The organism is Barnesiella sp. B2-R-119, assembly GCF_023656675.1.
GTDB lineage: Bacteria > Bacteroidota > Bacteroidia > Bacteroidales > Barnesiellaceae > Barnesiella > Barnesiella intestinihominis.
Map to the genome: position 1 here is coordinate 1 of NZ_JAMOKL010000008.1, position 25,770 is coordinate 25,770.

Here is a 25,770-nt window from a genome sequence, read left to right on the forward strand (position 1 = left end):
CGGCCTCTTTACCCGCATGGCTGGTAAAATCGCAGCATTGACGTTCATGCAATATGTCAATTTCGTTAATCATCGTCCGATTGGAAAGATAAAATATTCTCTAATCTAATTCAACCAACAGGTAACTTTTATAAAAAAGATTGTCGAATAATTTTAATTTTCTGAAACCAAAAGACAAAATAAATTGTTTATAAATATACACCTATAAAAATTATATACTTTTGCACCGAAAAAATGCGAACATAAGCTGCGGTTTTGCCGGCTCTACCTTCGCACGAAAAAACAAAATTCACACTCATGGATACAAACCGACTTGGCACTATGCCCGAGCCAAAGCTCTCGAAAGAAAGCGAACATAATCTTGTTTTCAAACCCATTACACTGGACTCTCTTTCCGAAATCGAACCCTTCCTGCACCGACAATGTTACCGCACCTGCGACTTCTCGATCGGCGGCATCTACATGTGGGTAGATTATTTCGGCTACGAATATTGTATTTCCCAAGATACGCTGTTTATCAAAGGAGGAGAGGAAGACAATTTGCAAAACACGGCTTTTGCCGTACCCGTCGGCAAATTGAATCTGCAAGAATCCTTACCGTTACTGAAAGAGTATTGCTGCCGACACAACGTCCCGTTCATTTTGTCGGCCGTACCCGAACCGGCCGCACTGGAATTTCAACAACTTTACGGCTGCCCGATAACCGAATTGCCCGACTGGGGAGACTACCTATACAATGCCGTAGACCTTGCGACATTAGTCGGACACCGTTTTAACAAAAAGCGCAACCGAGTAAACAAATTCAAAAGCACCTACCCCGATTATCGCTACGAGATGATCACATCGCAGAACCTCCCGGAAATAACAGCTTTTTTCGAGACCTACAAACAAGAATATCAAAAAGATAGTTTGCTGTTCACGTACGAAGAAAGCAAAGTGGTTCAAGTATTGCACGAATATGAAAAACTGAAATTTGAAGGAGGCGCTCTGCGGGTATCGGGACAAATCGTAGCATTTTCTATCGGCGAAGTTATAGGCGACACGCTTATCGTCCATATCGAGAAAGCCCGTAAGGAAGTGGCCGGGGTATACGAAGCCATCAATCAATTCTATTCGGCGCAAATGGCCGAAAAACACCCCGAAGTGAAATACATCAACCGAGAGGACGATGCAGGGGATGCCGGCCTACGTGAAGCCAAACTGTCGTATAACCCCGAAACCATCTTAAAAAAATACAATATCGCACTTAACGAATACACTCTGTAAATCTATTTTTCTTACATAAAGACAGCTTTTCACCGCTTCCTCTTCCTTTTCTCATAAAAACAGCCGATACGAGTTTCAATTAGCCGTTTGCAAATAGGCTTGGTTTTGGACAAAGTTTATATTATCTTTGCGCAGTATGCCATTATAAAACAGACTCACAAAAAAACAAGTATATGAAGAAATTGCTATGGGCCATTCTTGCGACGGCTATCATCGCAGGCGCAAATCCCGAGACATGTTATGCCAAAAAGAAAAGTAAGAAAAATGATAAGAAAGAACAGGTAAAAGACACGACTGCCAAAGAGTCGAAATACGAAAAGCTCATCAAAGGAGCTAAGACTCAAAAGGGTATGTTCACGCTACACATTACGAATGACAACAAACTGCTGGTCGAAGTACCCGACTCGTTGATGAACCGCACGTTCCTGTTGTCGAGCCGTGTAGCCGCCACGACCGATCCCAAAATATTCGTCGCCGGCGAAATGACGACCAATCCGTTCATGATACGATTCAGCAAAAACGAACAGTCGCTCTTCATGCACCTCGTTCAGCACCGGAACATCATCGACGAGAACGACCCCATAGCGGCATCTTTTGACAAAAATTTTGGAGACCCTATTATCAAAGCATTTAAAATCTCTGCCAAAAACGGGAAAGACGTGGTAGTCGACATGAGTGATTTTTTCAAAGGCAATGAAAAAATCATCAGCCCTATGCCTACTCCGACTCCCGGCAGCTCTTCCAAAATAAAAACCGGAACCTACACGGCCGCCAATTCCTATATCTTAGGGGCAAAGAGTTTTCCTCAAAACAGTGAAATCCGTTCGGTATTGAGCTTTACCGGCGACAATAATTGCACCGTCACTATGCATCGCTCGTTGGTTCTTCTTCCCGAACGACCTATGACACCGCGTATCTACGACCGTCGGGTAGGATTCTTTTCGAGCGGTAAGAATATCTATTCCAGCGACAAAGATCGTATAGACTACACCAAATATGTACATCGCTGGCGTCTCGAACCGAAAGAGGAAGACCGCGAAGCCTATTTCAGAGGTGAACTCGTAGAACCGGCCAAACCCATTGTTTTCTACGTGGACAGTGCCTTCCCCGATAAATGGAGGGACATCGTAAAACAAGGCGTAGAAGACTGGAACACGGCATTTGAAGCCGCCGGCTTCAAAAATGCCATTATTGCACGCGACTATCCCAAAGACGACCCGGACTTCGACCCGGACGACATGCGGTACAGTTGTGTGAAATATGCCGTGACCGACATCGCCAACGCTATGGGTCCGAGTTATGTAGACCCCCGCAGCGGCGAAATTCTGACAGCCGATGTCATCTGGTATCACAACGTAATCTCTCTCGTTCACAACTGGCGGTTCGCCCAGACAGGAGCTGTGGATAAACGGGTGAGAAAGGAAACCTTCGACAACGATGTCATGCGCGAATCTTTACGCTACGTCGCTTCGCACGAAATAGGTCATACACTGGGACTGATGCACAATATGGGGGCCAGCTACTCCTTCCCTATCGACTCGCTGCGCAGTCCTTCGTTCACGCAAAAATACGGAACCACGCCCAGTATCATGGACTATGCCCGTAACAACTTCGTGGCACAACCCGGCGACTACGAAAGAGGAGTACGGCTCACGCCGCCCATTCTCGGCGTCTATGACATTTACGCTATCAACTGGGGATATCGTCTCATACCCGATGCAAAAACACCGAAAGACGAAATCCCTACATTGGATAAGTGGATCGAAGAGAAAAAGGACGATCCCATGTACACTTTCGGAGCACAACAGTTCCCCGGAGCTTACGACCCGACAGACCAGACCGAAGATTTGGGAAACGATCATTTCCGCGCAGGAGAAATGGCGGTTTCCAACCTCAAAATCATTATGAAAAATTTCGAAAAATGGCTGTTCGACGAGGGTAAAGATTTCACTACGATTCAAGAGCAATATGCCGCTATCGTACAACAATACAACCGTCACCTGCGACACGTCACTCCCTATATAGGCGGTGTGCTCTTCAAAGAAGTGAGACAAGGAGAGAATGAACTACCCTACACTTATCTGGACAAAGCTACGCAGAAAAAAGCCATGCGGTGGATTTTGAACCAAGTACGCACCTATCGAGACTGGTTGATGCCGGCCGATTTAATGCAACGAATCAATGCACCCACCAACTATGCCAGTTCGGTTCACCGTTATATTCCGGCCTACCTTGTCAACCCCACGGTGCTGTTCCGCATTCAGGAAGGCGGTATCATAGACCCCGTGAAAAATTACACGCTAGACAGTTACCTCAACGATTTGATCGCCGAAGTATTTAAAACGACTTATCAGGGGCGTAAATTGAACAACATCGAACGCGACTTGCAAAGCGAGACCATCAATCAATTCATTCGCTATTCGTCGCTGAAACCGGCTTCATCGGGGATAAGAAATTTAGACTTCACCGACGACATCGACCTCGAAAGCGAAGCGTTCCCTTGCAGCCACGCCCTTTGCCGTCATCACGATTCGGAAGAGCAATCGTTCACCCGTATCAACATGGGGCCAGCCCTATCGTCGGCCGATATGGCTCCTTACATGACCGGTGCGCTCAAAAAAGTTTTGGCGTTATACAAGCAAAAAAGAGCGGCCACGGCCGACAGTGCCACCCACAATTTCTACGACTATCAGATCATCACGATAGAAAAACTATTTAATAATTAAACTCCGATAAAAACAAAGAGGTAAGAAAAAACATTATTTTTGGAGTACGTCTTTGTAAACATATAGAATGAAAGAATTTATTTTAACCCAAGAAGAAACCGAACGCACCGTTTTAGTGGGATTGATCACCAACACCCAAAACGAAGCGAAAGCAAACGAATATCTCGACGAACTGGCCTTCTTGGCAGAAACTGCCGGAGCGTTGCCCGTGAAGAAATTCCTTCAACGACTCGACACGCCTAATTCCCGCACTTTCGTCGGGTCGGGAAAACTGTCCGAAATAAAAGCATACATCGAAGAAAACGAAATAGGCATGGTCATCTTCGATGACGACTTGTCGTCGAAACAGGTACAAAATATCGAACGGGAATTGCAAGTGAAAATACTCGACCGCACCAGTCTCATTCTCGATATTTTTGCCAAACGGGCACAGACTGCCAATGCCAAACGTCAGGTAGAACTGGCACAATACCAATATCTGTTGCCCCGACTCACCCGGCTGTGGACTCACCTCGAACGACAACGAGGAGGTATCGGCATGCGTGGACCCGGCGAAACTCAAATAGAGACCGACCGGCGTATCATTCTCGATAAGATTTCTCACTTGAAAGAGGAGCTGAAAAGCATAGACCGACAAAAAAGCATCCAGCGGAAAAACCGGGGGAAGTTGGTACGAGTAGCATTAGTCGGTTATACCAATGTAGGAAAATCGACTTTGATGAACCTGTTAAGCAAGTCGGAAGTCTTTGCAGAGAACAAACTCTTTGCCACGCTCGATACGACCGTGCGCAAAGTGATTGTCGACAACCTTCCCTTTCTGCTCTCCGACACGGTAGGATTTATCCGCAAACTGCCTACCCATCTGGTCGATTCGTTCAAATCGACACTCGACGAGGTGCGGGAAGCCGACCTCCTGCTACACATCGTGGATATCTCGCATCCGGCTTTCGAAGAACAAATAGAAGTAGTCAATAAAACCTTACAGGAAGTCTGCGACTCCACCGACAAACCCATGATACTCGTGTTCAATAAAATCGATGCATTTTCCTATGTGGAAAAAGCGGCCGACGACCTCACCCCGAAAACGAGGGAAAACATTACGCTCGACGAATGGAAAGAAACGTGGATGGGAAAAATGCACGACAACTGCATTTTCATATCGGCCAAAGAGAAAAAGAACATCGACGAATTGAAAACGCTGCTTTACCAACGGGTGAAAGAGATACATACGACGAGGTTCCCTTACAACGATTTCCTGTTTCAACACTACGACGAAATAACGACCGACGAAGAATCCTGAATCCATAACCGGGCTACCCTCCGGCCTTTTACAAAATTTGTCCGATGAAGAATTACCGTAAACTCAATATTGCAGAAATCAATCAACTCACGACTCAATTTTGTACGGCCGAGGACTGGTCGAAAATAAATGTAGTCGAAGGGTTCTCTCCCGATCATATTACCCACACCCGTTTTTCCGGGGAAATCGAGCTGGGGATATTCGAAAAAGAGATGGAGCTTCCGGGTGGATTAAAGAAAAAAACGGGACTCCACCACGTCACCTTGCACAATTGCTCGATAGGGAACAACTCATTGATAGAAAACATTCCCAACTATATAGCCAATTACCGGATAGGAAGCGACTGTTTCATACAAAATGTAAACCTCATTCTCACCGAAGGCGAAAGCTGTTTCGGGAATAATACCGAAGTATCTGTATTGAACGAGACAGGAGGTCGGGAAGTCCCCATTTACAATCGGCTGTCGGCACAACTGGCCTACATCATCGCCATGTATCGGCATCGCCCCGACCTGATAGCCCGCCTTCGAGAAATGATAGAGGCATATTCCCTCGCACAAAAGAGTTGCTACGGGAAAATAGGCAACGGCGTACACATCGTCAATACAGGAACTATACGAAATGTTTGTATCGGAGATTACTGCCAGATAGACGGGACATCGAGACTCGAAAACGGTAGTATCAACAGCAACCGAGAAGCTCCGGTATACATCGGGCCGAATGTTACGGCCGAAGATTTCATCGTCAGTTCGGGAGCCCATATAAGTGACGGTGTAGTAATGTCTCGTTGTTTCATCGGACAAGCCTGCCACCTCACCCATCTTTTCTCGGCTCACGATTCGCTCTTTTTCAGCAACTGCCAAAGCGAAAACGGCGAAGCGTGTGCTATCTTTGCCGGCCCCTACACGGTCACCATGCACAAATCGAGTTTGCTCATCGCCGGAATGTTTTCTTTCCTGAACGCAGGCAGCGGGTCGAACCAAAGCAACCACATGTACAAACTCGGCCCTATCCATCAAGGAGTCGTCGAACGGGGCTCGAAAACGACCAGCGACTCGTATATCCTGTGGCCGGCCAAAGTAGGTGCATTTTCCCTCATCATGGGACGCCATGTCAATCACCCCGATACTTCGGGCATGCCGTTTTCCTACCTGATAGAACACGGAAATCGCTCTTATCTCGTTCCCGGTGCGAATCTCAAAAGCGTGGGAACGATACGCGACGCACAAAAGTGGCCCAAGCGAGACAAGCGCACCGACCCCGACAAGCTCGATTGTATCAACTTCAATCTGCTCAGTCCCTACACCATACAAAAGATGCTGCAAGGCATCGACACATTACAGGGATTGAAACAGACATCGGGTGAAACGTCGGAATGTTACTCCTTCCAAAGCACTACGATCAAGAACAGTTCCCTCAACAAAGGAATAGACCTGTACACCCTCGCTGTCCATAAATTCATGGGTAACTCGATCATCAAACGACTTGAAGGAGCTCCGTTCTCCGATCTGAACGATTTGCACGACCGGTTGAAACCGACCGACCTCCTCGGAGATGGCGAATGGATAGATCTGTCGGGATTGATTGTACCCAAGCAGGCTGTTAAAGACGAAATAGACCGTATCGTCGGTAATCCCGATTCCACGTTAGAAGAAACCGAATCTTTCTTCCAAGCCATGCATCGGCGTTACTACGACATGGAATGGACATGGGTTTGTTCGATAATGCCCCGTTGGTATGGAAAAACAGTCGACCGTCTGTCCCCCGGAGATATTATCCGAATCGTACGGCAATGGAACGAAGCCGTTGTGTCGCTCGACCGAATGCTCTATGACGATGCCCGCAAAGAATTTTCAATGATTTCCCGTATCGGATTCGGTGTGGACGGTTCTACCCGGCAGCGGGATTTCGATTTTGAACAGGTTCGGGGCGAATTTGAGAACGATGCCTTCGTCAAGATGGTCTGCAAGCACATCGAAGATAAAACCGCTTTGGGGAACGAGTTGATAGGCCGCCTCGAAACATTGATGACATCGATGCCTCAGCATTAATATCATTTTACCAATCCATAACCCGAGGACGGAAAAAGTACATTCGTACTTCTCATTTCAAAATTTGCCCGAAAAGTGTAACGATTTTTTGTTGGACGATACCGAGCAAACTGCCGACACGCTCGTTGTCCCACTCTCCCTTCCGACGAGCCTCGTCCAACACGATTCGCCCCTCGGCGTATATTTCTTTTTCGAGCGATAACAATCTTTGGGCATATCCGTTACCTTCGGGATTATAAAGCAAAGCCATATGCAAATAATGCGGGCCGCTACCCCTTTCCAAAGAAAACACTTTATTTTTCAATCGGTTCGACCACTCGCACAACGGAGAGCGCACAGAATCTTCCGACCCTTGCAGCAGGGTCGGAACACCATACTCGCAGCCGATCCACACCGGCAACACGACCGAACAGGGAGGATACCCCAACATCGTCCACATGGTAGTGAATACAGGAGACTCTCCCGATTTCACACCTTCGATGACAACAGAAGCCGATGTACTGCGACGAGGTATGAAATCCTGATCGACTACCCATGTATCGGTCGTAAAATCCCTTCCCAACAAAGTGTGATAAAACGAGCGGGAACAAATGCCTGTAATCCATTCGGGCGTAATACTGCGCTCGGAGGTAGCACGTGAAAACAACCGGGCGGCATTATCGTAACGGACATAACCATAACCTTCGTTCGGCCTCCCAGATACAGAATAATTGGTACGAAGCAGATAACCGTCGGGACTATCTTTTACGTCATAACGGAATACCTCGTAACTATTCACTTCGAAATAGGCTGCTCCACCCAAAGCATCGACCACACCGAAGTTAGCCTCCACCCCTATCGGACGAGGAAGAGAATCGAGTAACCGGGCGAAATCCTCTACCGTACGGCACTCGCCCAACACTTGTTTCATCACAACCCCTTCTCGGTCGGACAACGATGAAGTATCGTTTTTAAGATTATATGAAGCCGTATTCATGATAGCGAATCCAGAAGTATTATACCCGGCCCACACTTCGTTGGCCATCGTATCGACCCCGTTCACAAGTCCGACAAATTCCAACTTTCCTCCTTCTGCTTCGAAATGAACGATACGATTATTCAAATCCGATGCATCGCGATGTTTCCACAACAACGGACGCCCGTCGGGTGTTACCCGCCCCGAAACCACGGCCGAAGTACACGGGAACATAGGTATCCAGCCCACCAAATAGACAATAATAACACTCAACAATTTACGCATAACATCATCTTCACATCAATGCGTAAAAATAATATAAGAAATATTAGAATCAAACATACTCGTACAAAAACGTACAAACTCTGACAGAAATCCCAATTTTTAGGTATTGATACTCCTTTAACGGAAATCTAACTTTGCTTCACAAAATAAGTACTAAAACATTTATGCAAATAGCCAAAGAACATATCCGACAAAACATTCTAAATGCTGCTTTGCCCCTATTCTATGCCAAAGGCTATTCCAAAGTCACCATTCGTGAAATCGCCGACGACTCCCATGTAGGGTTAAGTAATATTTACAACTACTATAACAGCAAAGAAGATATCTTTCGCGAACTCGTACAACCCGTGATCAATGATTTTGAAATCATGTTAGACAAACATCATGGAAAAAGCGGATCTGACATCATGGAAATGTATACCGAACACTATCTCCGGGCTGTCATAGCCGAATACATATCGTTAATCAAAAAATATCGTAATCTGTTATTCCTGCTTTTATTTCGTTCGCAAGGGACTTCCTTAGAAAATTATAAAAGAGATTTTGCCGACCGTTCGACCGAAGTCGTCAAAGAATATTTTCGAAACATGAAAATAAAACACCCTGAACTAAATATAAACATATCGGAATTCACGATTCACCTGCATACCGTTTGGATGTTCACCATGCTGGAAGAATTAATCATGCATAAAAAGGTCTCCGATGAAATAGAACAAATAATAACAGAATACATGATTTTCAGTACAACCGGGTGGAGAGAGCTTATGAAAGGATAGGTTCTCTCTTTTCTTGAATGATTTTGAATATTGTTCGTTTTTGAAAATAACAAATAAGAATATGAAAAGAAAATACGAGTTCAAAAACATTGTAGCCGAAACACTGCTTATTCCACTTTATATGCGGGCAAAAGAAAGTAGGCGAAAAGATGCGATTCTAAAAGACAAAATGGCGGAACAATTAATCGCCTGCATCGAATACGATTATTCCAAATTCGACGGAGCAAAACTGAGCGAAGTAGGTTGTGTCGTAAGAGGTAGGTATTTCGACGATGCTGTCCGCCGATTTATCGATAACCATTCCCGACCGATTGTAGTCAACGTCGGTTGTGGATTAGATACACGTTGCCAACGCATTCATCGGGAAAACGATCCGACAAAATATTACGAACTGGATTTACCCGAAGTAATCTCTTTGAGACGAGAATTGATTCCCGAACCGGAATACGATACCTATATATCTTCTTCTTTATTAGAAACAAAATGGTTAGAGTGTTTGAAAACACAACACCCCGATTGTGATTTCATTTTTATCATCGAGGGCGTACTCATGTATTTCTATGAAGAACAAGTGAAGGCAGTTCTCCATAACATAGCTTCCCATTTTTCCGGCAGGGAAGTACAAAAGAGATCAACCATTAACTCAAAAACTCGATTCACATGACACCAAATAAAAAGAAAGAAGGACTTGCCCGTCTATTTCAAATAGCAGGTGAGCGAAAAGGCTTACTGATATTATCCGGTATATTGTCGGCAATCAGTGCTTTGTGTATGCTCGTACCTTATTGGTCGATATATGAAATTCTCAACGAACTCCTATCGAAAGCAGGAAATCTAGGTTCAATCGACAGCGATTTACTCATATACTGGGGGTGGATAGCTTTTGGAGGATTAATCATCGGATTGATACTACTCTATGCATCACTCATGGCATCACACGTAGCTGCTTTTCGCATCTTATACGGACTGCGTGTAAAACTATCCGAACATATCGGGAAATTATCCCTGGGATTTCTCAGCGATACCTCCACAGGTGCTATCAAAAAGACAATAGAACAAAATATCGAGAAAATAGAATCCTTCATAGCCCATACGATTCCCGACATGGTAAACGTCGCGGTAACCGTAATTTTCATGTTTGTTATTTTCTTTTCACTCAACGGTTGGTTAGCTGCAATTTGTCTTGCTTGTATCGTATTAAGCATTGGATTACAATACATCAACTTCATGGGCAAAACTGCAAAAACATTTACCGCCAACTATTTTGACACACAGGAGCGTATGAGCGCATCGGCTGTACAATACGTACGAGGTATACCCGTCGTGAAAATATTCGGACAGAGCGTAAAATCCTTCCGACAATTCCACGACGAAATTCAAGGATATAAAAAATGGGCATTGAAAGTTTGCGATACATACGAACCAGGCATGATCACTTTCACCGTGTTGTTAAACTCCATCGTCTCGCTTATTATCCCCGTCGGTCTGCTACTCATCAGTAACCAACCACACAATATCGCACTGGCCGCCGTATGGCTATTTTTCATCATCATGGGACCCGGTGTAACTTCACCGGTATATAAATTAATGTTTCTAGGAGGAGGTACTCGCGAAATCGACGAAGGAGTAAAACGCATAGACCGAATACTCGACGAAAAACCCGTTCCAGAAACAACCTTACCCCAAACTCCCCAAAGTTATGACATCGAATTCAGAGATGTCAGTTTCTCCTATGAGAGCAAAGAGCAAGCCACTCGCACAGAGGCGTTACGTCATATTTCTTTCAAAGCGTCACAAGGAGAAATCACAGCACTCGTCGGGCCGTCTGGTTCAGGGAAAAGTACAGTCGCCAGCCTCATACCCCGATTTTGGGACGTCGGCGAAGGCGGTATCTACATAGGAGGAGTCGATGTGAGAAACATCAAAACCGAGGAATTAATGAATCTTATATCTTTCGTCTTCCAAGATACATTCCTTTTTTACGATACATTGTATGAAAATATAGCCGTAGGTTCACCCAATGCCACCCGAGAACAAGTAGAAGCCGCCGCTCGTGCCGCCCAATGTCATGAGTTCATTTCAAATCTGCCCGACGGATACGACACCCGCATTGGCGACAAAGGAGTATTTCTATCGGGCGGTGAGGCGCAAAGAATCTGCGTGGCACGGGCCATACTGAAAAATGCACCCATTCTCGTACTCGATGAAGCTACGGCTTTTGCCGACCCCGAAAATGAATACAAGATGCAACAAGCCTTGCAACACCTCATCAAAAACAAAACCGTCATCATCATAGCTCACCGATTATCGTCCATCGTATCGGCTCAACAAATCGTCGTACTCAAAGAGGGCTCGATAGCGCAAATCGGTACACATCAAAAGCTTAGCTCCATACCGGGAGTTTACCGACAGATGTGGGAAGCATACACCGATGCATTCCAATGGGAATTAAAAACCGAATATAAAGCTTAACATAACATTCACAAGAATATGAAAAAGAAAAACATAATCAACTCTATACTACAAAATACCCGTATGCCCGAAGGGTTCTTCGGTAGAATAATTCTACGAGGTATGAACAAGGGACATGCTTCACTCTCCCGCTGGGGGCTCTCCCAAATAGAATGGAAATCCGACTGGACGATACTCGATATCGGGTGCGGAGGTGGAGCGAATCTGAAACGCATGGCAGACTTCTGTCCGCAAGGGAAAATATACGGTATCGATATATCCTCCGAAAGCGTAAAATTCGCTCGAAAGGAAATCAAGAAACTGCTGAATACTCGTTGCTTTATCTCGCAGGGAAACGTAATGAACCTACCCTATGAGAAAGGAACGTTCGATCTGATTACTGCTTTTGAGACCGTCTATTTTTGGGGAAATCTGCAAAAAACTTTCAACGAAGTACACCGGGTTTTGAAAAATGGAGGACTCTTCCTTATCTGCTGCGAAGCTAGCGACCCCTCCGACGAAACATGGACAAGCCGTATCGACGGCATGGTCGTCCATTCTGCCCAAGATTTAGAGTCCTGTCTTGCCCGGTGCGGATTCTCAAATATCACCACACACCGTAGAAATAAAGAAAATATCTGTGTAATCGCACAAAAAATTCAGTAAATCATGAACGCTATTCAAAATATAACCATCGGCCAACCGGATCGTTTGAAAAAGCCCGTTGGCTATACCATATTATCCAATTTGGTAAATATCATACCCTTTTGCCTCTCTATCGAAGCTATCGACGTTATTTTCCGAGCTTTCGACGGGAACGGTACACCACTCGATACCACTCGATTATGGACAATTTCCGGTATACTCGTCATATATGTAGCCGTCATGGTAGCGGCCGAAAGAGCCTCCTACCGGGCGAACTTCCGTGAAGCCTATGCCATGAGTGCCGACGGACGCATCGCTCTGGCAGAACACTTGCGCAAATTATCACTCGGATTTCTATCTCGCCGTGATCCGGGCGACCTGTCCTCTATGATTATCACCGACTTCACCATGGCCGAAACCGGCATATCCCATCATCTGCCTCAACTAATGGGTGCTCTTGTCATGCCTGTACTGGCTTTCCTGTCTCTCCTCTGGATAAATTGGCGCATGTCGGTAGCTATGTTCATAGCTCTTCCCGTAGCCATTCTGATCTTATGGCTCAGTACAAAATTACAACAACGGCTCAGCAGTAAACAGATAGAAGCGAAAATAAACGCAGGCAACCGCATGGAAGAATATCTACAAGGTATTCGGGTCATGAAAGCTTATAATCTTTTAGGCGATCGCTTCGTCAGATTACGCAAAGCGTTCTCCGATTTACGAAAAGCCTGCATACGACAAGAAGCCTTGTTGGGCCCGTTCATCATGCTCTCTATCACAATCGTCCGAGCCGGACTAACCTTAATGATCCTGTGCGGAACCTACCTTCTTATTGGAGGAGAACTCTTGCTAACCACTTTCGTCCTTTTTCTGGTCGTCGGCTCACGGGTATTCGACCCACTGACTTCTGCCTTGACAAACTTCGCCGAATTTCGTTATTTTTCCATTGCCGGAGGACGCATATTAAATTTAATGAAAGAACCCGAAATGAAAGGAGATAGACCCGCTCCCAACGGCGGTGACATTGAATTTCATAATGTATCTTTTGCTTACCAAGATAAAAAGGTTCTGCACCATATTAACCTCACTTTGAAACAAGGTTCCCTAACCGCACTCGTGGGACCGTCGGGCAGTGGAAAAAGCACCTTGATGAAACTCTGTGCCCGATTCTATGATCCTGGGGAAGGTACTGTTTCAATGGGTGGGCAAGACTTATCTACATTAGAGCCCGAATCCCTTATGAAAAATATATCTATGGTTTTCCAAGATGTTTATCTATTCCAAGATACGATTCGCAACAATATCCGATTCGGGAAAAATGATGCTACCGACGAAGAAATTATCGAAGCTGCCAAGAAAGCACAATGTCACGAATTTATCACGAAGCTTTCCAAAGGTTACGATACGATGGTAGGTGAAGGAGGTTGTACTTTGTCAGGAGGAGAAAAACAACGCCTCAGTATCGCTCGTGCCATCTTGAAGGATGCTCCCGTCGTATTGCTCGACGAGGCGACTGCCTCGCTCGACCCAGAGAATGAAGTGGAAGTACAACGAGCCATTAACACCCTGATAGCTGGTCGTACTGTCATTGTTATCGCTCACCGTCTCAAAACAATCCGTAACGCCGACACGATAGTCGTTCTCGATGAAGGTCGCATTGTAGAAAAAGGCAGACACGAAGACCTTCTGAATAACCACGGATTGTATGCTCATCTCTGGGATATACAAACTCAAATTGCCGGTTGGAAATTATAAGGTATCGCACCGAAACACCGTTCGAGAAGATAAAGGATACAAAGGGTGAACCAATTAATTGGTTTCACCCTTTGTTTATATTATCTTTGCATCGGGAGGTGAAAATAAACTTTCGGTACGATCGAGAGTGTCTGCTTTCGCTCCCTGCTTGCACGGTATTTACATAAACCATCAATGGAAAACTAGTTATGGAATATATTTTTGAATTGGAGATGCAAGTGCGCGACTACGAATGCGACATGGAAGGAATCGTTAACAATGCCATCTACCAACACTACCTCGAACATACCCGTCATGAATTTTTAGCATCATCTGGAATCTCATTTATCGAAATGCACGAGAGAGGTGTAGATCCGGTAGTCAATCGCATCGAAATAAACTATAAAACACCGCTCCGCAGCCGCGACAAATTCATCAGCAAATTATACATGCGCAGGGCAGGCATCAAATATGTCTTTTATCAAGATATTTACAAGACTTCGGGAGAAACATGCATCAAAGCTGTCGTGGAAACAGTCTGTACCGTAAACGGACGAATAAGCCGAGGTGAAGAATTTCTCCCTTATTTCGAGAAGTATCTGCAATAACCCTTTTTCTCATTCAAGCCGTTATGGAACAAGAGGTGATATATCGTATTGCATTATCCCGATTAAAAGGAATAAACAAAGCCCTCGCCCAGCACATTCATGAAACGGTCGAAAGCCTCGAAACTTTCTTTGAATTACCGGAATCCCAACTACAAAAAATTACCGGGATAAAGGGAAGGATTCTTCACGAAGACAACCGGCAAACAGCCTTACAGGAAGCCCGCAAGGAAATGGAATTTATCCGAAAAGGGAACATCGAACCTCTCTATTTCACAGAGCCGAATTATCCCCAACGGTTACTCGATTGTATCGATGCCCCACCCTTGCTCTATTATCGGGGTAATGCCGATTTAAACTCTTCTAAAATAATCAGTATCGTGGGAACGCGCCGGGCGACCGAATACGGTAAAGATTTCTGTGAAACCCTGATTCGGGATTTATCGGAATATTTTCCTCAACTGGTTATCGTCAGCGGATTGGCGTATGGAATCGACATTTGCGCCCACCGTTGTGCCCTGCGACATGGCTTAAACACGATCGCAGTCCTTGCACATGGATTGGATCACATCTATCCGGCGAACCACCGTTCCACAGCCGTAGAAATGGTATCGCACGGAGGGTTGCTCACCGAATATACCGGCTACCACCGTATGCATCCGGCATTTTTTGTCGCCCGCAACCGCATTGTCGCCGGACTCGCCGATGCCGTTGTCATCGTGGAATCGAGGGAAAAAGGCGGGGCACTCATCACTGCCGGTATAGCCGAAAGCTACCACCGTGATGTATTCGCTCTACCGGGAAGCATACAATCCGAATCGTCAGCCGGGTGTAACCACCTGATACGCCGGAATCGGGCAGCCTTAATAACCTCGGCCGACGACCTCGTCGAAGCCATGTGCTGGAACGCCCCACGGAAACAAGCCGTGCAACGCTCGTTTTTTCCGGAGCTCACCGACGAAGAGCAAGTTGTTACGAACTACCTGACGCAAAAGGGAGAAGGACAGATAAACCGTATGACCGTCGACCTGAACCAACCCTTGTCACAACTGCTTTCCATACTGCTGGAACTGGAATTTAAAGGTGTAGTAAAAGCCTTACCGGGAGGCATCTATAAATTATAGGCCATAAAACGAAAGTGGAGAAAAGCCGTATATCGACAACAACTTTTCTCCACCTATACGTTCTTCGTGCAAATCTTTATAGATAAGGTTGTGTATCGCTATCGCATCCTTGCTGCTCTTCGCAACAGTCGCAATGTCCGTCACAATGTTCTTCTTTCAGTTCCAATTCGAGAGTAGCATGCTCGATACCCAAATCCTGTAAATCGTGTTTCAATCGGTGTTTTACCTCGTGCATGTGCGTAATATCTTTCACAACGATATGTGCTGTCAATGCCGTTTGAGTCGTACTGATAGCCCAAATATGCAGATGATGTACATTAAGGACATCTGGATCGGACGATAGAACGGTTTCCACTTTCTGTATATCGATTCCTTCGGGCACTCCATCGAGAGCGAGTCGTAAACTCTCTTGTAACAAATGCCATGTGGAATAAAGAATCACAAGCCCCACCACGATACCTATTATCGGGTCAATGACATTCCACCCCGTATATTTGATAACAATCCCCGAAACCAACACTCCAACCGATACCAAAGTATCTGCCGCCATGTGTAAGTAAGCTCCTTTGACATTCAAATCTTTCGACTTGTCGGCAAAGAAAAGATAGGCCGTAAAAGCATTGATAACGATGCCTATCGCTGCTACCCATGCGATCGCACCACCGTCGAGGGGAGTAGGATTACTGAACTTCTCGATACTTTCATACAAAATAACGGCAACGGCAACAAACAGAATGGCAGCATTCAATAGCGAAACCAATACGGTACTTTTCTTATATCCATAGGTATATTGCAAAGAAGGTTTAGCCATCGATAACCGCAAAGCGAACATCGCCAACACAAGGCTCACGACATCGCTCAGGTTATGACCCGCATCGGATAACAAGGCCAACGAATCATAATAAAACCCTGCACCGGCTTCGGCCAACACGAAAACAATATTCAATACGATACCGACGATAAACGACCGATTCAATTTCTGCATATCGGGTGTCGGGTGAACATGATGATGGTGGTGATGTTCCATAACCGCTAATTTAGAAAGGTTTGAATCCCATGATTTCACGAACCTCTCGCAATGTTTTCGATGCGCTTTCGCGAGCTTTCTCGGCTCCCATCTTCACAACCCGAGCCAAATAGGCCTCATCGTTTTGTATCTCCAAAAAACGTTCCCGAATCGGCAAAGTGACTTTAAGAATATCCTCGGCCAGCTGCTTCTTCAAATCGCCGTAACGAATTTCACAGGTATTGTATTTCTCTTCGAAATAAGCTACCGTGTCGGGAGCAGATACGATTTTAAGAAGAGTGAACAGATTTTCCACAGGTTCAGCTTTGGGGGAATTGGGTACTTGCGGACCTTCGTCGGTTACCGCCCGCATAATCTTTTTCCTCAAAGTCTTTTCATCGTCCACCAAATAAACGCAATTGCCTTCCGACTTACCCATTTTTCCCGATCCATCGAGTCCCGGAACTTTTATAGGGTCGCTGCCGAAATTGAAATTCTGAGGTTCGGTAAAATACTCGACACCATAAGTAGAATTAAATCGACGAGCAAAACGGCGTGTCAACTCCAAATGCTGTTCTTGGTCTTTCCCCACCGGCACATAATTAGCATGCTGAATAAGAATATCCACAGCCATTAAAGTAGGATAAGTAAGCAGACCGGCATTCACCCGTTTGTTAGAATTACCTCCTATAATCTCGTGCTCTATATCCTCATCGTTATTGGTCTTTATTCCCAACTGTTTACGAGCCTTATCTTTAAATGAAGCCGTCCGCATCAACTCTCCGATACCTACGTGCATATTCATTAACAAATACATTTCGGAAATTTCAGGTACATCGCTCTGTACGAACAAGGTCGATTTCTCAGGATCAAGACCGGCAGCCAAATATTCGCAAAGGATATTCCGAACATTCTCATGCAGAGTTTTCGGATCGGGATGCGTAGTGAGGGCATGTAAGTCGGCAATAAAAAAATAACTATTGTATTTCGACTCTTCCTGCATTTTGACAAAATTACGCAATGCTCCGTAATAATTTCCCAAATGCAAATTTCCCGTGGAACGGATTCCACTGACAACAATTTCTTTCATATATATAGTTCTAACATTTCAACGGCTCATCAAAATACGCTTGCTTTCGTATTATCTATTGCAAAAATACAAAAATAGCCGCAAAATAGTGCCCGGAATAATGAAAAAGCGCAGCAGTAATTCATTTAAAGACATATCTTCCCCGGCTTGTCGGACAATCGAGAATATAATTGCTCGACGATAGCAGGAGTCCCCGCCACAATAGAAACATTACGATCCTCCCGGAATGAACGAACCGTACCCCCGGCCTCGGTTACAATCAATATACCGGCACAAACGTCCCACAAATGCAAATTGAATTCCCAATATCCATCCAAGATTCCGGCAGCGACACAACATAAATCAAATGCTGCCGATCCTTGACGACGCACCCCGCGAACCATTGGTAAAATACGGGCCAGATTGTCGAGATTATTATCGGGATTACGATCCTTATCTATGGGAAATCCGGTAGAAACAACAGACTCCTGAGTGTCATTCTTTCCTGAAACATGAATAGAACGCCCGTTCAACATAGCTCCTTTGCTTTTACAAGCCTCGTACAGCTCGTTCAAATACGGAGCATAGACCACCCCTAAAACAGTTTCACCTTTACATTGGAGACCAATAGAGACTGTAAATATAGGCAGACCTTGACTATAATTGGTTGTTCCGTCCAAAGGATCGATCACCCAACAATACTCCGAATCTCCCGCATGCATACCACTCTCTTCTCCCAATATAGCATGTTCAGGATAAGCCCTCTTTATTTCGCCTATGATATAACGTTCACTTTCTTTATCTGCGACCGTAACCACATCGTGCATATTGAACTTGGTCTCGATATGCAAGTGATTACCTCTAAAATAAGAAAGTTGTATTTTACCGGCTTCCTTCGCACAGTTTCGGGCAAAAGCAAGCATCTGCTCCATTCTATCCATACCCGTTAAAATTAATCCCAGCTTTCTTCCAGAAGGAAAGAAAGCCGGGTAATCTCTTATCCAATCTCTATTTTAATCCAGATCTTCTACCTCTTCGATAGGAAGCTGACGTCTAAAAATTTCTCGAAACGAAATCAACGTCTCGGTGCGAGATAAACCGATAGGCTGTAATTTCGTATGAATAATTTCAAGTAAATGCTGATTATTACGTGCGAACAATTTAATAAACATATCATACTGTCCTGTCGTAAAATGGCATTCCACTACCTCGGGAATCTTACGCAACTCTTCCACTACATGGGAAAAATCACCCGGATTTTTCAAATAAAAGCCCATGTAGGCACACGTTTCAAATCCTATTTTATTTGAATCTATTATGTATTCCGATCCTTTAAGAATCCCCAAATTCGTCAATTTTTGTACCCGTTGATGAATAGCGGCCCCCGATACATTGCATTCCCTTGCAACTTCGAGAAATGGTATCCGAGCGTTCGAGGCTACAAGTTTAAGAATTTTGTAATCCAACTCGTCCAATTGATGATGTCCCATGGTCTGTTTACGATTTTTTACAACTGTTTTATTATTTATTTTGCAAAGATAGTAATAAATTTACACTATTCATCTAATGAACATGTTAATTTTGTATGAATTTACTCTAACAATTATTTTTCGGCAACATCTTCAAATAAAAGGAATTACAATTTGTAAGCATGCGCCGGGACTTTTACAAATTACACTCTCTATATATCGAGCGAAACCTCAGGTGGTTCGGTAAAAAACTGACTCGTCTTTTTCTCTACTTACCCTTTGCTCATACTTACAGAACATAGGATACGATCCGAATAAAAAATGGACAGATTCATTTTATCCTACTCTTATCTTTTTGTATATTTGTACTATGAAGGTTCGGCATAGCCAAGCCGGAAATACGATTTTCGTTTGCCTCTGCTCCCACCTTTCGCTATATTTGTATAAAATTTAATCAAATCGATATATGATACAAATTTCACAAGTTTACGCAAACGATAGCAACTCTTTAAAATTCATAGAACGTATTTATACAGAATCTTTTCCCCTAGACGAAAGGAGAGATTTTTCCGAGGTGATACGGCTGCTCGAAGAAAACGACAATTTTTTCATCGTTCTTCTATCTGATGAAAACAAAGCAGTCGGATTTATCTCTTATTGGGAATGGAATGACTTTTCCTATGTCGAACACTTCGCCGTAGACAGCAGTTGCAGAGGATCGGGCTATGGAGCGACTGCCATGACCGAATTGCTAAAACGCATTAACAATCCGGCAGTTCTCGAAGTAGAAAAACCATTAGACAATATCAGTCAACGGAGAATACGCTTTTACGAACGATTAGGTTTCGTTTTATGTACACGTTCATATACCCAACCGCCATATTCTCCTGAAAAACAACCGTTAGAACTATACCTTATGTCTTTTGGAAAGATAGATCTAAATCAAGTTTTCGATACTGTCGCATCTCGAATCCATCAAAAGGTTTACGGTGTCGAATAACATATTCTCCAATCTGAAAAAAGTTTGATATGTAAAATGTTAAAAATGAAATTTAATATATTAAAATCCAACGAAAAGATGGTTTCTTAACAACATTATATTATTTTTGTACAAAAATATGCCGTGAGGCAAAACGTTTTATTATGAAAAATCATTCTTTTCTGAAATATTGCACGAGTATACTGCTAATATTTATTGCAGTAGCATGTACTACTGGAAACAAAGAGCAGAAAATTGTCACGGTAACTATACAACCTCAGAAATATTTTGCTGAAAAAATTGCAGGAGACCGGTTCAATATTAACTGTATCGTTCCTCCCGGCAGTAACCCCGAGGCCTACGATCCCTCTCCGTCTCATCTGGTTCATTTGGGCAAAAGTATCGCCTATTTCAAAATCGGGCACATAGGCTTCGAACTTGCTTGGATGGATAAATTGGAACAGAACAATCCGAATATGAAAATATTCGATACTTCCGAAGGTATCGATATACTTTCAGGTACGCACGAGCACAACGATGCCGATGTACACCACCATCATTTCGATGCCGATCCGCACACATGGAGTTCACCCAAGAATGTGCGCATCATCGCCCGAAACATGTACGAAGCGTTTGTTAGTATCGATCCCGACGGAGAAAAAGTATTTCGCAAGAACTACGAAGAACTGCTCGACGAAATAAATCAAGTAGATTCCGTCATGACCGAACGGCTCTCACCGGTCAGCGGAACTATGTTCGCCATATATCATCCGTCTCTCAGCTATTTGGCCAAAGACTACAACCTGCACCAGCTCAGTTTGGAATACAACGGAAAAGAACCGTCTGCTTTTTATTTGAAAAAAGCCATAGACATAGCACGCGAAAACAACGTGAAAGTTATATTTATCCAACAAGAATTCGATGCCAAACAAGCCGAATCATTCGCATCTGAAATAAATGCGAAGGTAGTTCCTATTAACCCGCTTAGCTATAATTGGAGCGAAGAACTTTTACATATAACCGATGCCATTGCTGGAAAATAAAATAATAGCCATAGAAAACGTATGGCTCTCTTATACAGACAAGAATATCCTCGAAGATATAAATCTGGATATTTATCAAGGCGATTTTCTTTTGATTACCGGCCCTAACGGCGGGGGAAAAACGTCATTGCTGCGTACGATTCTCAGATTACAGAGTCCGACTAAGGGACAAATAACCTTTTTCAGACAAGGAGAGCCCGTATCTTCATTAGATATGGGTTACCTGCCTCAAAAAAACAGCATAGACAGCCGATTTCCCATTACCGTAGAAGAAGTAGTAGCTTCGGGCCTTATGGGTAACACCCAAAAGGGAAATACAAAATTTGACTCTAAAAAAGAAATAGACGAAATGCTCGACCTCATGGGTATAACCGCTTTGCGCAATAAACCCATCGGGGTGTTATCGGGAGGACAACTCCAACGATCTTTGTTCGGGAGAGCTCTTATTTCTAAGCCGGAAATGTTAATATTGGACGAACCGGCATCTTATATAGATCGTCAATTCGGGAACCGTATGTTCGAGATTCTACGGGATTTATCGAGTAACGGAACAACCATCATGATGGTATCCCATGAAATAGAACCATTCATAACATTGTCCAATCGCAATCTATATATTAACCACATTTTGGGAGACCGCTAAACCCACACAGCCATCGGCAACCTACCGCTATCTCCAACCGGTATACCGCAAAAAATTGCAATGTGGCACAAATCTCCTATTATAGAATAATGAAGGGATTTTAAGGATTCCATTAAAAAGTTTTCCACCAAGCAAGACGATCAACTATCAAACAAAAAAAGACACTCAAACTCTCACAAACAGACCTTCTCATTCCATCATTCTTTTCAAAAAAAAGCAAAAAAAGAACATAATTTTCAAATATTTGTAGCAAATTACTATATTTGCAGCAAATATACAAACAAGAAAGAGCCTAATGAATATCTAAACCAACAGGGGAGGCAGACTCTTTTTTTTTAATTTTTATTTAATATCTTTTATAACCTGTCTTAGAAGAAATATTCAAAAAGAATGAAAAAGTATTTACTTTTAGCAATCAGTGTTTTACTTTGGGGTATAAACACAGTATCGGCCACGACCAGCGGTTCAACAGCCTACGGTTGGGTACCACTTAGCTCCGGAGAAGGAGAGTTTAGTTCAAAATTGGTCAAATTCAAGACCTCCGACCCTACCAATGTCAGCGAAGAGTTTGAAATCGACCGTTTCATCAGGGCGGCAGTCTGCATTGACGGCACCTACTATATGATAGCAGCCGATGACGGATTGGTATGCTACTCATTGTTGAAAATGGACATCTCCACCAAAAATGTCTCTACGATCGCAGACTACTCCATGTCCGACCGTGCAAGCGCACATGGTCATGGATATGACCTATGATGCCACCACCCAAAACATCTATGCGCTGGCTTTCGACATTACCGCTGCCGAAGAAGGTGAAGATGGAGAAATAGACATTCCATTCGGATTGTTCACCCTCGATAAAGCCACCGGTGAGGCTACACTAATCGGTTATCAGGACTATGAAATGCTTTATACATTAGCCGCCAGTCCAGAAGGGCAACTCGTGGCTTTAAGCAGTGGTGGCACATTGTGGAATCTATCAAAACTTTCCGGAGAACTTGCAGAAGAAACGGGGTATGCCGAACAACTGCCTACCGCCTTGCAATCGATGACTTTCGACAAAGACGGATTACTATGGTGGGCCGGATTTAATGAAATACAAACAAATGGTCTTACCTCTCCCAATGGATTCCTTGCAAACTTCACATTTTATGAAGAAGAATATTTCTATGGCTACAATTTCGTTGGGAAATTAGGTAACAATTTAGAAGTCGTAGGGCTATACATCGACCCCCAAAATATCGCAAACGGGGCTCCGTCCGCAGTAACCTCATTCTCGGCAATACCGGGCGAGGCAGGTGCGACAACATGCCTCTTACAATGGACAAACCCCTCTCAAACATTCGGAGGCAGCACTCTGCCCGATGGATTCAGCGTGAATATCTATCGTAATGATAACCTTATCAAAACATTCACCAATTGTACCAATAATGAGACAATGACCTATCAAGATTCTGGAATGGAAGCGGGTACTTACGTTTATAAAGCCGTTGTATCGAACAACGAGGGTGAAGGTCCGGCCGCATATACCGACAGCCATTTTGTGGGAGCCGACATTCCGGGAGCGGTAAACGAGGCGAAAGCCGAGAAATCGGGCAATGGTTATGAAATCAATGTCAGTTGGACGAAACCGGCCGTTGGAGCGAACGGAGGTTGGTTCGACAGTGAAAACTTGACTTACAAAGTTGTTCGCTACCCAGACTCTGTCACTTTGCACGAAAACTTGAACAACACCTATTTCACAGATAAAACGATTACCGAGCTCCATGGATATTACTATAAAATTACGGCTGTAACATCGGCCGGAGAAGGCATACCCACCAATACAAACGCCGTAGTATCCGGCCCGGCAATCGATACTCTACCCTATAACGGAGATTTCAGTTCGACCAACGGCTTGAACTTATGGACAACCTCCGACAACGATAAAGACGGATTTACATTCGCTCATCAAATCTATGGAAACGGAACCCACGCTTGGCGTTATTTCCCCTCTCAAATTCTAAATCCATCAACAAAGGCCGATGATTGGATAGCTTCCGTGCCTATCCGGCTGACCTCCGGAAAGCATTATGCCATCGACTATAAAATCAACGGGCAAGGCGAAATCTTTCCTATCAACTACACTGTAACCATCGGCAAAAGCACGGAACCGTCCAGCCAAACCGTCATATTGGAAGAATACTCAAACGCAGCGGTTCAAGGTGTTACAGAAAAGAGCTTGATTTTCTCGGTTCAAGAAACAGGCGATTATTACATAGCTTTCCATGTTTGTAATGCGGTAATGTTTGAGCTTCACGGATTCAGTGTATTGGAAAAACCGCTTGTCGACCTTATGGCAGTTTCCATTTCGGGAACCGAGACCCCTCAAATCGGCTCAGAATCCATTTACAGTGTAGTTGTTCGAAACAACGGTGTCGAAACGGCCGATAATTTCAAAGTTGCACTGATCGACAAAGAAGGAAAAGAATTGGCTGCCGCTATACAAACCGATCCCCTCGAAGCATTGCAAAAATCTGTTTGCCAAATAGTTTGGACACCCCAAAATGCTATATCGACCGATCTATCCGCAAAAGTCTCGATCGAAAATGATGCAAACCCTGAAAATGACCAAACCGAGCCTATCCACGTATTGGTTCTAGGCAGTGGCAGCTGGATAGACATCACCGATGGGAAATCGGTATCGCCAAGCTATCCGTTCAACGTGAGAAAAACCCACGGTACCGCACAAACCATCTACACCCAACAAGAAATAGGAGGCAAAGCCGGCTCTATTTCGGCAATCAAATACTATCCTTCGGTATTTGGAACAAACGAAGTGGAAGGTTTCCATAGTAAAATCTATATGGCTAACACCGAAAAGGCTACATTCGACGGCATAGATCCTATTGCGTTATCAGAATTCAAACTTGTATTTGATGGAGAACTGAAAGTAGACAACGGTGATAAAGAATTGCCTATTATGCTCGATACAGAATTTGACTATACCGGTGGAAATATATGTATAATGACTGTTTCCGAGACCCAAGCACCGTCCTACTTCCTCAGTTGGTATGGAAGAAAAGGAGAAGGAAGACAACTCGCTTACAGTGACGACATGACAGCCTTTGATTTCTCACAAGCACTAAAAATGGATGCCTATTTACCCAATATCTCATTACACTCCTCTGTATCGTCTGGTGTAGAATCGGTAAAAAAAGAAAATGAAATGGCTATCTACCCCAGTCCTGCTCACACGACGATTACTATCGAATCGGCCGAGCCTCTCGGTACAATAAGCATCTATGCCGTCAGTGGCGCACTCGTTATGCAAACCGAATCATTCTGCGACCAAAACGTAGCGACAGTCGATGTATCACAATTGGCCAATGGCTACTATATCGTAAAAATAGCCCAAGAAACACGCATGATTATCAAACAATAATCATTGCGATATACTTCAATAAACCCGTCTAACCGATTCTTCACACTCGGTTAGACGGGTTTATTATTACAAAAAAACAGTATCGGTATTTGCATTCTCTTTTAAGCATTTTAGATACACTATTCTCCTTCCTAGCTTATAAAAAGCGACACTACTATGTAAAAAATGGATATATAGGATATTTACAAAGGCGTTCATAGAAATATCATACTCCTATAT

The 25,770-nt window shown here is 44.1% G+C and carries 20 protein-coding genes and 2 pseudogenes; 17 read left to right on the plus strand and 5 right to left on the minus strand.

Annotation, left to right across the window (positions count from 1 at the left end):
- The 5 genes and pseudogenes from NBH06_RS12650 to NBH06_RS12670 form a co-directional block, all read left to right on the plus strand.
- Positions 1-109, plus strand: a pseudogene (locus NBH06_RS12650) (IS982 family transposase); the annotation flags it as partial.
- A 188-nt stretch (positions 110-297) separates the two neighbouring features.
- On the plus strand, positions 298-1,266 hold the full coding sequence (locus NBH06_RS12655) for a DUF2156 domain-containing protein (RefSeq protein WP_250794629.1): 969 nt from the start codon (positions 298-300) through the stop codon (positions 1,264-1,266).
- A 173-nt stretch (positions 1,267-1,439) separates the two neighbouring features.
- Entirely contained in the window at positions 1,440-3,992 is a 2,553-nt protein-coding gene (locus NBH06_RS12660) for a zinc-dependent metalloprotease (RefSeq protein ID WP_250794631.1), read from the plus strand.
- A gap of 67 nt (positions 3,993-4,059) precedes the next feature.
- The gene (gene hflX / locus NBH06_RS12665) at positions 4,060-5,292 is read left to right on the plus strand and encodes a GTPase HflX (RefSeq protein WP_008862347.1); all 1,233 of its coding nucleotides are present in this window, start codon (positions 4,060-4,062) and stop codon (positions 5,290-5,292) included.
- Between the two features lie 44 nt (positions 5,293-5,336).
- Positions 5,337-7,343, plus strand: coding sequence for a DUF4954 family protein (locus tag NBH06_RS12670; protein WP_250794634.1), 2,007 nt, complete (start codon positions 5,337-5,339; stop codon positions 7,341-7,343).
- 52 nt (positions 7,344-7,395) lie between these two features.
- Here the strand turns inward: NBH06_RS12670 and NBH06_RS12675 are convergent, their stop codons facing one another.
- A complete protein-coding gene (locus NBH06_RS12675) occupies positions 7,396-8,583 on the minus strand; it encodes a carcinine hydrolase/isopenicillin-N N-acyltransferase family protein (protein ID WP_250794636.1) in 1,188 nt (395 codons plus the stop codon).
- 164 nt (positions 8,584-8,747) lie between these two features.
- Here NBH06_RS12675 and NBH06_RS12680 point away from each other — a divergent pair, with 164 nt between their 5' ends.
- The 7 genes and pseudogenes from NBH06_RS12680 to dprA all read left to right on the plus strand — a co-directional run bounded on the left by NBH06_RS12680 (position 8,748) and on the right by dprA (position 15,918).
- Positions 8,748-9,359, plus strand: coding sequence for a TetR/AcrR family transcriptional regulator (locus NBH06_RS12680; protein ID WP_008862351.1), 612 nt, complete (start codon positions 8,748-8,750; stop codon positions 9,357-9,359).
- Positions 9,360-9,420: 61 nt separating this feature from the next.
- A pseudogene (locus NBH06_RS12685) lies at positions 9,421-9,981 on the plus strand (class I SAM-dependent methyltransferase); the annotation flags it as partial.
- 38 nt (positions 9,982-10,019) lie between these two features.
- Entirely contained in the window at positions 10,020-11,831 is a 1,812-nt protein-coding gene (locus NBH06_RS12690) for an ABC transporter ATP-binding protein (protein WP_046416107.1), read from the plus strand.
- An 18-nt stretch (positions 11,832-11,849) separates the two neighbouring features.
- Positions 11,850-12,476: a class I SAM-dependent methyltransferase gene (locus tag NBH06_RS12695; protein WP_008862354.1), complete on the plus strand. Its 627-nt coding sequence runs from the start codon at positions 11,850-11,852 to the stop codon at positions 12,474-12,476.
- Positions 12,477-12,479: 3 nt separating this feature from the next.
- Positions 12,480-14,210: an ABC transporter ATP-binding protein gene (locus NBH06_RS12700; RefSeq protein ID WP_046416106.1), complete on the plus strand. Its 1,731-nt coding sequence runs from the start codon at positions 12,480-12,482 to the stop codon at positions 14,208-14,210.
- A 188-nt stretch (positions 14,211-14,398) separates the two neighbouring features.
- A complete protein-coding gene (locus NBH06_RS12705) occupies positions 14,399-14,797 on the plus strand; it encodes an acyl-CoA thioesterase (RefSeq protein WP_046415539.1) in 399 nt (132 codons plus the stop codon).
- 23 nt (positions 14,798-14,820) lie between these two features.
- Positions 14,821-15,918: a DNA-processing protein DprA gene (gene dprA / locus NBH06_RS12710; RefSeq protein WP_046415537.1), complete on the plus strand. Its 1,098-nt coding sequence runs from the start codon at positions 14,821-14,823 to the stop codon at positions 15,916-15,918.
- A 76-nt stretch (positions 15,919-15,994) separates the two neighbouring features.
- Here dprA and NBH06_RS12715 read toward each other — a convergent pair whose 3' ends face one another.
- From NBH06_RS12715 to NBH06_RS12730, 4 genes are all read right to left on the minus strand, one after another.
- On the minus strand, positions 15,995-16,945 hold the full coding sequence (locus NBH06_RS12715; protein ID WP_046415536.1) for a cation diffusion facilitator family transporter: 951 nt from the start codon (positions 16,943-16,945) through the stop codon (positions 15,995-15,997).
- Between the two features lie 10 nt (positions 16,946-16,955).
- The gene (trpS, locus tag NBH06_RS12720; RefSeq protein ID WP_008862359.1) at positions 16,956-18,014 is read right to left on the minus strand and encodes a tryptophan--tRNA ligase; all 1,059 of its coding nucleotides are present in this window, start codon (positions 18,012-18,014) and stop codon (positions 16,956-16,958) included.
- 125 nt (positions 18,015-18,139) lie between these two features.
- The gene (locus NBH06_RS12725) at positions 18,140-18,934 is read right to left on the minus strand and encodes an inositol monophosphatase family protein (protein WP_250794638.1); all 795 of its coding nucleotides are present in this window, start codon (positions 18,932-18,934) and stop codon (positions 18,140-18,142) included.
- A gap of 72 nt (positions 18,935-19,006) precedes the next feature.
- Positions 19,007-19,483 (minus strand): Lrp/AsnC family transcriptional regulator, encoded by a 477-nt coding sequence (locus NBH06_RS12730; protein ID WP_008862361.1) that lies wholly within the window; start codon positions 19,481-19,483, stop codon positions 19,007-19,009.
- A gap of 445 nt (positions 19,484-19,928) precedes the next feature.
- Between NBH06_RS12730 and NBH06_RS12735 the strand changes: the two genes are divergently transcribed.
- The 5 genes from NBH06_RS12735 (at position 19,929) to NBH06_RS12755 (ending at position 25,551) form a co-directional block, all read left to right on the plus strand.
- Positions 19,929-20,462: a GNAT family N-acetyltransferase gene (locus NBH06_RS12735; RefSeq protein WP_250794639.1), complete on the plus strand. Its 534-nt coding sequence runs from the start codon at positions 19,929-19,931 to the stop codon at positions 20,460-20,462.
- A 143-nt stretch (positions 20,463-20,605) separates the two neighbouring features.
- Complete coding sequence (locus NBH06_RS12740) at positions 20,606-21,484, plus strand: metal ABC transporter solute-binding protein, Zn/Mn family (protein WP_250794641.1); 879 nt, start codon at positions 20,606-20,608, stop codon at positions 21,482-21,484.
- Positions 21,465-22,127, plus strand: coding sequence for a metal ABC transporter ATP-binding protein (locus tag NBH06_RS12745; protein WP_250794643.1), 663 nt, complete (start codon positions 21,465-21,467; stop codon positions 22,125-22,127). Before NBH06_RS12740 ends, NBH06_RS12745 begins: the two co-directional genes overlap by 20 nt.
- Before the next feature lie 390 nt (positions 22,128-22,517).
- On the plus strand, positions 22,518-22,883 hold the full coding sequence (locus tag NBH06_RS12750; protein WP_250794645.1) for a hypothetical protein: 366 nt from the start codon (positions 22,518-22,520) through the stop codon (positions 22,881-22,883).
- Complete coding sequence (locus NBH06_RS12755; RefSeq protein ID WP_250794647.1) at positions 22,813-25,551, plus strand: T9SS type A sorting domain-containing protein; 2,739 nt, start codon at positions 22,813-22,815, stop codon at positions 25,549-25,551. Before NBH06_RS12750 ends, NBH06_RS12755 begins: the two co-directional genes overlap by 71 nt.
- Positions 25,552-25,770: the final 219 nt, after the last annotated feature.